Consider the following 12500-nt stretch of genomic DNA (forward strand, 5'->3'; position numbering starts at 1 on the left):
AGAAAATTTGACATAAAAAAAGCGCTACATAAGCGACATTTGGAATATTTACGATTTTACAACTGTCGAACTACCGACTTAGATACAGCTCCATTGTATGACTTCGTTAAAGCATTAGACAAAGCTACAATTGAATAACAATTTAAGAGATCTGTTGACAGATCTCTTTTTAATACATATAATTCAACTACATACAGAGTAAAAATATGTGCGTTAAGTGTCTTTAACACGGGGAGTTGGTTAAGGAACGAAAAGTTATTCTTGCGGTACATATTTTGCATCCCGCTGTTGTGATCGAAAAAATTAAAGACTTTCTTTTTTTGTATCGCAATATGGAAAAAAGGAGGTCTTTTTATATATGAATCAATACTTTGTAATGTTAAAAGAAAATGCACGTTCCTTAAAAAATGTGCGTGTCATTGTCGGGGTCGCTTTATTTTTTGCCCTAAACGTAATTCTGAACTTGTTTGGATCTATCCAAATCACAAACCAGCTAAAATTAGGTTTTGCTTCTATTGCCACGGCTGCTAGCTGCTTATTATATGGACCCATTCCAAACTTAGTACTTGCACCACTTTTAGACTTAGTCAATTACATGGTTAAGCCTGTAGGTGCTTATTATCCAATCTTTATGATTTCAACTATGGCAAGTGCTTGTATTTTCTCAGCATACTTCTATAACTGCGAAAAAATCACTTGGATTCGTGTCATCTTATGTCGTATCACATACGATGTTGTTGTTAGTTTATTCTTAAACACACTATTCACATCTATGTTATGGGGAACGCCATTCTTAGTGATTGCGGGTCCGAAATTAATCAAAAACTTAATTTCATTGCCATTCCAAGTTGTTATTTTGTACTTAGTGATGAAAACATGTATCCAGTTAAAACCAAAGGTGAACCGTTAATGGTCCACCTTTTTTTATTGTAATTTAAACATCTCTTTTTTTGCTCCACAAACCGGACATACATAATCATCTGGTTCATTTTCAAAATCATCCCCATCATATACATATCCACAAACACTGCATACCCACTTTTCTTCTTTTCTATATGTAGGTGCTTTTGCCGGTGCACTTTGTTTTAATACATTATGATAATACGCATAGGTCATCGGTTTACCAAAATCACCTTTCTTGGCATCAATGACTTTAGCTAAGAATACAAAGTGTGTTCCTGCATCCATCTGACTTTGTACTTCACACATCATGTATCCTAATGCACCATCTATCACAGGCAATTCACTAAATAAATGATGTTTCAATTTTGCCCACTTATCTTTATCTTTTCCTGTCTGAAAACCCAAATTCGAAATGACTTGTGAATCTATAGTTTCAGGTAAAATGGATAAAGAAAAGCATTTACTTTTTTCAATCAATGAACAAGTATAATTATCCTTATTCATACTCAAGGCAATTGGCGGTCCTATTGTCGAAACCTGAAATACAGTATTCACAATACAGCCACATTCGCGCATGCCATCTTTTACACCCACGGCATACATACCATAAGAAAGATCATACAAAACTGTGTTGTCCATAAGAACACCTCCCTTGTTACTATTATTGTAGCAAGTTTAGCAGTTATATTCCATATAACTATTTTGCTTCTTCAACACGTTTTTGTAGTTTATTCATTGTCTGTTTTAAATTTTTCATTTCGTCTACAGACACATCATAAAATAATGTTTTATTAATTTTTCCAATCTCTTCATCAATTGTTTTTAAAATAGGTTTGCACGCATCCGTTAGTCTTAAATGATGTATTCGAGTATCTTTTTCATCTATACAAATACGAATGAGTCCTTTTTTTTCCAAAGAATCAACACTTCTAGAAATCAAAGTTTTTGAAACGCCTAACACAACCTTTAATTCCGTACTCGTTGTTATTGTTGAATTATTTTTTAAAACAATTAAGATTGATATTTCATTTGGTGAAAAATTATATTTTTCAAAACAATCCTTTATTTTCTTTGCGTAATAATCCCTCATTTGATTGGATATACGCAAAAATTCCTCAATTGTAAACATAATATCGCTCCAGTTCAATGGAATAATTGTAAGCGCTAAAATGAGGCATGTCAAACATTGCCCCACTTTTCTAACACTTCTCCTACATAATAAAGAGAACCACATAATAAACTGTCTTCTTTTGTATCTTTAAGCCTTGAAATCAACTCATCCACTGTAATAATTGGATACCCTAATTTTTCTAATGGATATAAACGAGCACTTGAAATTTCTACCAATGTAATATCTTCACTAATGGTTTGTAGAAGTTCAATCATGTGTGGTGCATCCTTCTCTTTTAATACTGAAAAATAAATTTTTCCTTTAAAATCCTTCAAAGAATGTATCAACGCCGTAATTCCATGTACGTTATGTGCTCCATCCAACAAAACCAATGGATCTTTTCTAAGAACCATATATCGGCCTGCCCATTGAAAATGGTCAATGACTTCTTGAATTTCATTTTCTTCTAGCCAAATACCTAACACATTTAATGTTTCTAAGGCAAGAGACAAGTTTTTAGCTTGATATAATGGTGGATTTAGATGAAATGTCATTCCATTCCATCTTAAAACATCTGTTTCTTGGCAATCCACAAAACATAGTGGTGTATTCATATAATCGGCAACGAGTTCCATTACTTTTTGGCATTCTGGTTTATCTTCTGTTGTTAATGCTGGAACATTGGGTTTAAATATACCTGATTTTTCATAGGCAATCTGTTCAAAAGTATCTCCTAAATATTCTGTATGATCAAGTCCTACATTAGTAATCAAACAAGCTTTATAGTCTAATGCCGTTGTTGCATCTAAGCGTCCTCCCATTCCTGCTTCAATAATGCAGTAGTCCACTTCTTGTTCTATAAAATAAACAAGTGACATCCATAGATCCATTTCAAACATGGTCATCTTATGTAATGAGAATAATTCTTCATATTGATCATAAATTCTTTTCCAATCATCTAAAGAAATACATGTATCATTCACACGTATTCTTTCTGTATGATGAATCAAATGGGGAGATGTAAATACACCTACTTTATATCCTTTTTTCATCAACAAATCTCTTAACCAAATTGAAGTACTACCCTTTCCATTTGTACCTGCTACTTGAATCTTTTTTAAAGCTATGTGACTTGGCAATGCATCTGTTAACCATTGTCTAAATTCTAATAGATCGTGATTTTTCCCACGACAATTTTCCATTTTATTTATTTTCTCTTGTACATTCATGGTATTATTATATCACTAAAGAAAGAAGTGATTCACATGATTATGCATAATGACTGGGATCCATTGTTTGATCAGGAAATACAAAAAGACTATTTACTAAACTTACGTTATTTTTTAGCTAAGGAATATAAGACTAAAAACATTTATCCTGCAAAAGAGAATATTTTTGCGGCTTTTAAAACAACTTCTTTAAAAGATACAAAAGTTGTTATTTTAGGACAAGATCCATATCATGGCCCAGGACAAGCTCAAGGGTACTCTTTTAGTGTGCCAAGCAACTTTCCTTTACCTCCATCTTTACAAAACATGTATAAAGAACTAGAAAACGAATATGGAGTACCTGTACATCGTACGGGTGATTTAACCGATTGGGCCAGACAAGGTGTACTCTTGATGAATACGATTCTTACAGTTGAAGAACATAAGCCTTTATCGCATCAAGATATGGGATGGCAAAATTTTACGAATGAGGCTTTAAGATGGATCAATGAAAAAGATGGTCCTGTTGTCTTCTTATTGTGGGGCGCTAAAGCAATTCAATCCAAAAAATTACTAACAAACCCAAAACATTTAATTCTTACAAGTCCTCATCCAAGTCCTCTAAGTGCTTACCGTGGTTTCTTTGGAAATAATCATTTTAAACTTGCGAATGAATATCTAGTTAAAAACAATGAAACGCCTATCCAATGGATATAGGCGTTTTTCTTATAGACCAAAATAAAAAGAAGCATCATTTGATACTTCTAGTCTTTCATTTCATTAAATACTTGTAAAGCTAGACAGCCAAGTCCCGTATGAATTCCAACGGCACTCACTAAATCGATGACTTTGACTTTTGCACCTTCGATTTGGCTTTCAATCTTTTGCGCATATTCTTTTGCAGCTTCTAACGCATCTACGTGTGCAACAATAAATGTATAATTAGAATCCACATTTAATTCATTTAAATGTTTAATAACACGATCTTGAGCACGTTTCATTGTACGTACTTTATCCAATACATCTACTTTTCCATTTGTACTTTTACCAATATGTAAAATAGGTTTGATTTTCAATAAACCACCTAAAGCGGCAGCCATTGGTGTCAATCGACCACCACGTTTCATATGATCTAAATCATCACACAACAAGACTGTTTCACAACTGTCCGCAATGTTTTGTAGTTTTTTGATAATTTCATCTAGTGAAATATTTGCTTCAAACATTTTTTTAGCTGTCTCAATCATACATCCTTGTTCAACAGCCGTACAATAACAATCCATTCCAACAAATTTCATTTCTAATTGATTCGCAATCATTTCCATAGAATCCAATGTTCCAGATAATCCTCGGCAAATAGGAACCGCAAAAATCGTATCATACCCTTCATGTTTTAATTTTTCAAAACAATCTTGAATTTTACCTAAACTAGGCAAGGATGTTTTCAACACTTTTTTCTCATGTAATTTTTGAATCACTTCTGAATATGTAATTTCGGTATATTCATCTTTTGATTCCCCATCACATGTAATTTGTAGAGGTAAACAATAAATTCCTTTTTCTTTCCAATAGTCTGGGTGCTGGCCAGTTCCGGTATCCGTTACAAATGCAATTTTCATGTCTAGGCCCCCTTTACTTTTTTCACAAATTGAATTCCTACAGCACCTAATCCTGTATGAACGGCAATAACGGCATACATTGGATCTGTATGGATTTGAATATCTTCTCCAAACACATCATGTAGTTCATCAATCGCAATTTGTGTACCCTCTTGATTTCCTCCATTTAATACATAAAATTCATAATCTTGTGCATTCGCATCTTTTGAAATTACTTTAATCGCCTTTTTAATAGCTTTTGACATCGTTCTTACTTTATCAAAAACATCTACCTTCCCTTCCGTATTTTTAGATACTTCCAAGATTGGTTTAATTTTTAACATACCCGCAAGCTTAGCTGCCATTGGAGTTAATCTTCCTCCTTTAGCTAAATGATCCAAATCTTCGGGAATCAAGAATCCTCTTGAATGTTCAACACTTTCTTTTAAACGCGAGATGATTTCTTCTGGATGTACTTCTTGTTCAACTAATTTTTGTGCAGATAACACCAAATATTTTTCCACACCTAAAGTTGTATATATGTCTAATGTATGGATTTTAACTCCATGCCATTTTCCTGATGCTTGAATTGCCTGATTTGTTCCTGACAAACCATTTGATAATGTGATTAGAATCACATCAGTGATGCCATCATTTTTATAGGATTCTAATAAAGCTTCTATATCACCTAAAGGTGGCATACTTGTTTGAGGCATATATCCTCTTTCTAAGAATGAATTTAGTTCTTCAACAGTTAAATTCACCCCATCTAAATATGTTTTGTCTTCTATCTGAACCTGCAATGGTAAAAAATCAATTCCTAAATCATTTGCTTCTTGTTTTGTTAATCCACAACCACTTTCTGTTAATACTCGAATCTTCATTAAAAACCTCCTTTTTTGTAAAATCATCCTAATCCTAACACGAAATATTAATTTTCTCAAATGTCTGATATAATTAGGTTGAGGTGATTTGTATGAGCGCTTTCATTTCTTTTGAAAATGTTAAAAAGACTTATCATATGGGAGAAATCGATATACATGCATTGGATGATGTAAGTTTTGAAATTGAACAAGGTGAGTTTGTGATCATCGCTGGCGCAAGTGGTGCTGGTAAGAGTACAATTCTAAATTTGCTTGGAGGAATGGATACTGTCAGCGAGGGAAAAATCATCGTAGATGGAAGAGAAATTAGTTCTTATAAAGAAAAAGATATGACACTGTATCGAAGATATGATGTTGGATTTGTTTTTCAATTTTATAATTTAGTTCAAAATTTAACGCTTCGAGAAAATGTCGAGCTTGCTACACAGATTTGTAAAAAACCACTTGATATTGATGAAACTATAGATCTTGTTGGGTTAAAAGATAGAACTTATAATTTTCCTAGCCAACTATCTGGTGGTGAGCAACAGCGTGTTGCGATTGCAAGAGCACTGGCTAAAAATCCAAAGCTTCTACTTTGTGATGAGCCTACAGGTGCATTAGATTATCAGACTGGTAAACAAGTCCTTAAAGTTTTGCAGGATACGTGCAAAACTCAAAATAAAACGGTTATAGTAATTACCCACAACTTAGCATTAACACCAATGGGAGATAAGGTCATTAAGGTTCGTAGTGGAAAAATCGAAAGTATTACATATAATGAACATCCAATGGATGTCAATGATATAGAGTATTAATATGCCTTCTACTTATCTAAAGGATATTTTCCGAGAAATTAAAATCTCCCTTGGCCGTTTTCTATCTATCCTTTGTATCGTGGCGATTGGCGTTGCTTTTTTTGCAGGTATTAAAGCCAGTGCTCCAGATATGAAGAATAGTGCCGATACATATTTTGATAAATACAATGTTCAAGATATTCAAGTTTATTCTACAATCGGTCTAACAAAAAAGGATGTAGCTGCCATCAAGAAAATTAAGGGTGTTAAATCTGTACAGCCAAACTTTTCAATGGATACATTATCTCAAATTGATTCTACCCAAATGGTTATAAAAGTAATTTCTTATGAAATTGATCAAAAGATGAATAAAATTCGTTTGGTTGAAGGGCGTATGCCTGAAAGAGAAAATGAATGTTTGGTTGAAGCTAGTTCTGCAACAAATAAACTGTATGGTACTTTCCACATTGGTGATACTATCAAACTACAAAGTGGTACTAATGAAGCTTTATCCAAATCATTAAAGCGTACGAAATACAAAATTGTAGGTACTTGTTACAACCCAAATTACTTATCTTATGAAAAAGGTTCAAGTAATATTGGTTCTGGAACTGTAAACTCATTTATATATATTCAAAATACAAATGTCTTAAAGGATTATTATACAGAAGTGGATGTTTGTGTAAAAGGTGCTAAAGATTTAGATTGTTATAGTGATGAATATTTTGATGTAGTTGATCCAGTATTAAAGAAAATCAAAAAGATTTCGAACAAACAAATCGATGCGCGTATTCAATCTTATCAGTCTGAACTGGATGAGAAGAAACAAGAAGCCAATGATAAATTTGAGGATGCTGAGAATCAATTGAATGATGCTCAAAATAAGATTGATTCTGGTCTGGCTGAAATTCAAAGTAATGAATTGAAACTGCAGAATTCTAAAGATCAAATCAATCAGGGGTGGAATGAGTATTATGCAAATATAAAAGTATTAGATAATATTCCAACTCTACAAAATGCGATTGCTCAAATTGAAGAGAGTGAAAAAAAGCTACCTGAATTATTGAGTCAAAAAGAACAGGTTGAAAATGGTTTGAATCAAATCAATGCAGTAATTGATGATCTTTATGCTCAACGTAAAATGATACAAGATTCTATCGATTTGATCGATATGGCAATTGAAAAGGCACAAAATACGCCTAGTACAGATGAGCAGACTGAAGCTTTGAAAAATAAACTCATTGAAAATCTAAATAATTCAAAAACATATCTTGAAGGTAAATTAGCAACAATCGATCAGACTATAGCTAAAAAAGCTGAGTTAGAAGCAATCCTACCTCAAATTCAGGTTGGAATTGATCAAATTCAAGCGGCTAGCAGCAAAAAAACTGAATTGCAATCTCAACTTAATCAATTGTTGAGTGCAAAAAATCAATTGAATAATGCTTATGTAACATTAATTAATGGTCAAACTCAATATGAGGATGGCGTATCGAAAATTGAAGATGCGAAAAATGAATTAAATAAAAGTATTGAGCAACTTACTTTATCAAAAGCAGAATTTAATATTCAAAAGCATGACGCTTTAAAAGAATTAAGTGATGCACAATTAGAAATCGATAAGATGGAAGGTAAGTGGATCGTATTAGATCGTGACTCCCATTATTCTTATCGTGATTATGGTGCTTGCGCGGATCGTATGGATGGTATTGCCAAAGTATTCCCAGTATTCTTCTTCTTAGTAGCGGCCTTAGTTTGTATGACAACTATGACAAGAATGGTTGATGAACAAAGAAATGAGATGGGAACTTTAAAAGCCTTAGGTTATTCAAAGCTGCAAATTGCTTCTAAGTATATCATTTATGCGTTGATTGCGAGTATATTAGGGTCTATATTAGGATGTTCTTTAGGAATGTTCTTATTCCCAACTGTCATCTTTAATGCTTGGAACACATTATATAATATCGATCAAATTAAATTTTTATTTCAACCAGGACTTATATTATTAGCAAGTGGATCTGTTACTGGTATTACTTTACTAGCAACACTTTATTCTATTTATAGTGAATTGATTGAAATGCCTAGTCAATTAATGCGTCCTAAAGCTGCAAAAGCTGGTAAAAAGATTCTTTTAGAAAGAATTACATTTATCTGGAAACGATTATCTTTCTTACAAAAAGTAACGGCTAGAAATATTTTCCGTTATAAAAAAAGATTCTTTATGACCATCATTGGTATTGCAGGATGTTCTGCATTACTTGTAGCTGGCTTTGGTATTAACGATAGTATTTCGGATATTGTTAATCAACAATATAATGTCATTTATCATTATGATGCAACTGTGGCAGCTAAAACAAATGAAATCACTTCTCAAATAGAATCTTTAAAAGGTGTTAATAATGTTTATGAAGAAGATCATCTTGCGGTAACAACAAAGATAGAAAACAAGGATATTTCAACTACGGTTCATATTATTTCCAATGACAAAAAATTCAAAAAATTCTGCACTTTATTTAATGGTAATACTGAATTTGATCTTGATGATTCTTCTGTATTGATATCTCAAAAAATGGCCACTAAATTAAATAAAAAAGCTGGAGATATAATCAAATTTAAAGATGCAAATAATAAGGTCATAAAAGCTAAAATAAAAGGTGTGTTTACGAATTATGTTGGTCACCATATTTATGCAAGTGAATCTTTATACAAGAGTTGGAATACAAACGCAAAAACAACACATACTTACTTAATTAAATCTAAAAAAACAACTAAGAAGTTTGAACGTGATTTGGGTAATAAAATTATGAATATAGATGGTGTTCAAAGTGTTACTTTCTACTCATCTCTACAAAAAAACTTTAAAGATATGATCAAAAGTATTTCTTATATTGTAGTTGTCCTTGTTATTTCAGCTGCATGTCTTGCCTTTGTAGTACTATATAATCTTAGTAATGTTAATATTTCTGAAAGAAAGCGTGAGATTGCGACAATTAAAGTACTTGGATTTACAAGAAAAGAAGTTGATGCCTATATCAATAGAGAAACCATTCTATTGACTGTTTTAGGTTCATTGATTGGTTTAGGTATCGGTATTGGTTTACATCACTTGATAATGAACTTAGCTGAGATGGATGATATTATGTTTGGTAGAACAATCAATCCAATATCTTATGTGATTAGTTTTGTAATGACGATTGGTTTCAATGCAATTATCAATTTATGCATGCATAAAAAACTAAATAACATTCAAATGGTTGAATCATTAAAAGCTGTGGAATAACCCACAGCTTTTTTTATAAAAAAAACCCTCAAAATGAGGGCTATGTTAACTAGATTTGTGCAATACGCATCATATTTGTGTTACCTGATCCTACCGGATATCCAGCAACAACAATGATGTGATCTCCTGTTTTAAATCCAGCTTGTAATGCTAGATTACGAGCTAAATCAATATCATTTTCTTTTGTATTTTGAATGTTTGAAACAACTGGAGTTACACCATTGACTGGTAATAAACTACGTTGTGTTACTTCGTCAAATGTAACACCTAAAATAGGAGCACAAGGGCGGAATTTAGCTAAACGACGAACTGTATTTCCACTTTGTGTAAACGCGATAATACATTTGATATCAATTGCCAATGCAGTATCAGCTACTGAAATACCGATTGCATCATTTAAAGTACGTTTACTTGATTTAACGTTAGCTTTTAAACGTTCTTTGTATGGAATCATTGGTTCAATTGCATTCGCAATCTTAGTCATTGTTTGAACACATTCAACTGGGTAATGACCTGCTGCAGATTCACCAGATAACATGATACAGTCTGTTCCATCCATAATAGCATTAGCTACATCACTTGCTTCTGCACGTGTTGGACGAGGGTTTTCCTGCATAGATTCTAACATGTGTGTTGCAGTGATAGCTGGTTTACCAACTTCGTTTGCAACAGCAATCATGCGTTTTTGATAAATAGGTACTAATTCTAAACTTACGTCAACACCTAAATCTCCACGAGCAACCATTACTCCATCTGCAACCTCTAAGATTTCGCGGATGTTATCAAAACCTTCCTGGTTTTCAATTTTAGGGAAAATTTGAATCATATCTTTATTTTCATCAATTAAAATTTGACGAATTGCTAAAACGTCATCTTTACGACGTGTGAAACTTGCTGCGATATAATCAACATCCATTTTACAACCAAAACGAATGTCAGATTCATCTTTTTCAGAAATAAATGGCATACTTAATTTAATACCTGGCAAGTTACATCCCTTACGGCTCTTTAAGAAATGTGGGTTATTTACTACACCATGGATACGATCTGGAGTTACTTCTGTAAAAGTAACTTTCATTTTACCATCATCCATTAAAATGTAGTCACCAGCTTGTACGTCATTGAATACTTCTGGACAACGTAATGTGAATCTTTCGTGGTTTCCTAAAACTTCTTCTTTAACTAAATCAATTTCGTCACCTTCGGCAAATTCACATCCACCATTTTCAAAATCACCTAAACGAATTTCTGGACCTTTAGTATCTAGTAAAATTCCGATAGGTTTTCCTGTTTCCTTACTTACTTCACGAATACGTTTAACACGTTCTGCATGTTCTTCATAGTCTCCATGAGAGAAATTCAAACGTGCAATGTTCATTCCAGCTTCAACAAGTTTTGTTAAAACTTCTTTGCTTTCACTAGCTGGACCAATAGTACAAATAATTTTTGTTTTTTTGCTCATTTTTTTGTCCTTCCTTTTAATTTATCCTAAACCAAACGATCAAATAAGTTCATTAGTGGTTTACGAGATTCTTGTGGCATGCTTAATGCTTCTTCAATTGGATACGAAATAATTTTATTGTCTCTAATTGAGATACATTGTCCGCCAATGCCTTGCATCAATAAATCTACGGCTTTTTCGCCCATTTGTGATGCTAACAAACGATCAAATGGGCATGGAGATCCTCCACGTTGAATATGGCCTAAAACAGTAGCTCTACCTGAAAAACCGGTATTCAAACTTACCTTCTTTGCAAATTGATCAACGTCAGTAATTTTTTCACTAATTACTACAATCGCATGTTTTTTCTTTTTGATAATATCGATGTCTCTTAAACGATCTAAAACATCTTGTTCATCAAATCCTGTATCACTTGTCACAACAATTTCAGCACCACAGGCAATTCCAGACCATAATGCTAAGTCTCCACAGCGATTTCCCATAACTTCAACAATAGAACAACGGTGATGTGAATTCGATGTATCTCTTAATTTATCGACACATTCAACAACAGTTTCTAATGCTGTTTGGAACCCAATTGTGTAATCCGTACAAGTAATATCGTTATCGATAGTACCAGGTAGTCCGATACAGTTAATTCCCATTTCAGTTAAAGATAATGCACCACGATATGAACCATCTCCACCAATAACAACTACAGCTTCAATGCCTCTTTTCTTTAATTGAGCAATTGCTTTTTTTCTGACTTCAATGTCTTTGAACTCAGGTAAACGTGCTGATCCTAAAATAGTACCACCTCTATTTACAATATCTCCAACAGTTTCACGAGTTAATGGTTCAATATATCCTTCAACCATTCCTTTATAACCATTGTAAATACCAAATACTTCTAAACCACTATTTAATCCAACACGAGTTACCGCGCGTATTGCAGCATTCATTCCCGGTGAATCACCACCAGAAGTCAAAATACCAATTCTTTTAACCATAATATGTCCTCCATAGACTCATTATTAATCATCATAAATATACCACATAAAAAAGGTTTAAAAAAGGGAAAATTCATCTGAAAACGCTTTTAGGTAAAAAAGATTTATAACTTTAAAAGCATTTGTGAAATATTTGGCATTTTGTTAACAATTAATAAAAACATATATTATTATATTATGAATAATTAATTTTTTTAGAAGAAGAAAAAAACGCCAAGTCTAAATAAAAAGGACTTGGCTTTTAAATATATGTAAGTATAAAAAAAAGACCCGGCAGCTAGCTATCTTC

At 32.8% G+C, this 12500-nt stretch carries 11 protein-coding genes and 1 riboswitch; of the genes, 4 read left to right on the forward strand and 7 right to left on the reverse strand.

All coding sequences use genetic code 11. The features are described 5' to 3' along the window. Positions 1-192 precede the first annotated feature (192 nt). Positions 193-290: riboswitch (THF riboswitch) on the forward strand. Positions 291-358: 68 nt separating this feature from the next. Further along, the gene (locus Q0E86_RS10225; RefSeq protein WP_295756842.1) at positions 359-910 is read left to right on the forward strand and encodes a folate family ECF transporter S component; all 552 of its coding nucleotides are present in this window, start codon (positions 359-361) and stop codon (positions 908-910) included. A gap of 14 nt (positions 911-924) precedes the next feature. Here Q0E86_RS10225 and Q0E86_RS10230 read toward each other — a convergent pair whose 3' ends face one another. From Q0E86_RS10230 to Q0E86_RS10240, 3 genes are read right to left on the reverse strand one after another with little or no spacing between them, the layout of a single operon-like run. After that, a complete protein-coding gene (locus Q0E86_RS10230; protein ID WP_295756844.1) occupies positions 925-1542 on the reverse strand; it encodes a flavin reductase in 618 nt (205 codons plus the stop codon). A gap of 58 nt (positions 1543-1600) precedes the next feature. Beyond that, the gene (locus tag Q0E86_RS10235) at positions 1601-2032 is read right to left on the reverse strand and encodes a MarR family winged helix-turn-helix transcriptional regulator (RefSeq protein ID WP_288518586.1); all 432 of its coding nucleotides are present in this window, start codon (positions 2030-2032) and stop codon (positions 1601-1603) included. A gap of 50 nt (positions 2033-2082) precedes the next feature. Next, a complete protein-coding gene (locus Q0E86_RS10240; protein ID WP_295756846.1) occupies positions 2083-3216 on the reverse strand; it encodes a folylpolyglutamate synthase/dihydrofolate synthase family protein in 1134 nt (377 codons plus the stop codon). A gap of 36 nt (positions 3217-3252) precedes the next feature. Here Q0E86_RS10240 and Q0E86_RS10245 point away from each other — a divergent pair, with 36 nt between their 5' ends. Beyond that, positions 3253-3939 carry a uracil-DNA glycosylase gene (locus tag Q0E86_RS10245; protein WP_295756850.1) on the forward strand — a complete coding sequence of 229 codons (687 nt, stop codon included), beginning with the start codon at positions 3253-3255 and terminating at the stop codon, positions 3937-3939. A 47-nt stretch (positions 3940-3986) separates the two neighbouring features. On the opposite strand, the gene Q0E86_RS10250 is transcribed toward Q0E86_RS10245, so the two are convergent. Both Q0E86_RS10250 and Q0E86_RS10255 read right to left on the reverse strand, forming a co-directional pair. Beyond that, a complete protein-coding gene (locus tag Q0E86_RS10250; RefSeq protein WP_295756847.1) occupies positions 3987-4841 on the reverse strand; it encodes a DegV family protein in 855 nt (284 codons plus the stop codon). Between the two features lie 2 nt (positions 4842-4843). Beyond that, positions 4844-5704: a DegV family protein gene (locus Q0E86_RS10255; protein ID WP_295756848.1), complete on the reverse strand. Its 861-nt coding sequence runs from the start codon at positions 5702-5704 to the stop codon at positions 4844-4846. A gap of 92 nt (positions 5705-5796) precedes the next feature. Here Q0E86_RS10255 and Q0E86_RS10260 point away from each other — a divergent pair, with 92 nt between their 5' ends. Then, entirely contained in the window at positions 5797-6501 is a 705-nt protein-coding gene (locus tag Q0E86_RS10260; RefSeq protein ID WP_118012181.1) for an ABC transporter ATP-binding protein, read from the forward strand. Position 6502: 1 nt separating this feature from the next. Continuing rightward, complete coding sequence (locus Q0E86_RS10265; protein WP_295756849.1) at positions 6503-9760, forward strand: FtsX-like permease family protein; 3258 nt, start codon at positions 6503-6505, stop codon at positions 9758-9760. A gap of 49 nt (positions 9761-9809) precedes the next feature. Here Q0E86_RS10265 and pyk read toward each other — a convergent pair whose 3' ends face one another. Continuing rightward, positions 9810-11222: a pyruvate kinase gene (gene pyk / locus Q0E86_RS10270; RefSeq protein WP_288518591.1), complete on the reverse strand. Its 1413-nt coding sequence runs from the start codon at positions 11220-11222 to the stop codon at positions 9810-9812. A 26-nt stretch (positions 11223-11248) separates the two neighbouring features. Continuing rightward, a complete protein-coding gene (pfkA, locus tag Q0E86_RS10275) occupies positions 11249-12211 on the reverse strand; it encodes a 6-phosphofructokinase (protein ID WP_003864866.1) in 963 nt (320 codons plus the stop codon). Positions 12212-12500 lie beyond the last annotated feature (289 nt).

Origin of the sequence: uncultured Holdemanella sp., from assembly GCF_934754935.1 — a bacterium.
Classification (GTDB): domain Bacteria; phylum Bacillota_I; class Bacilli_A; order Erysipelotrichales; family Erysipelotrichaceae; genus Holdemanella.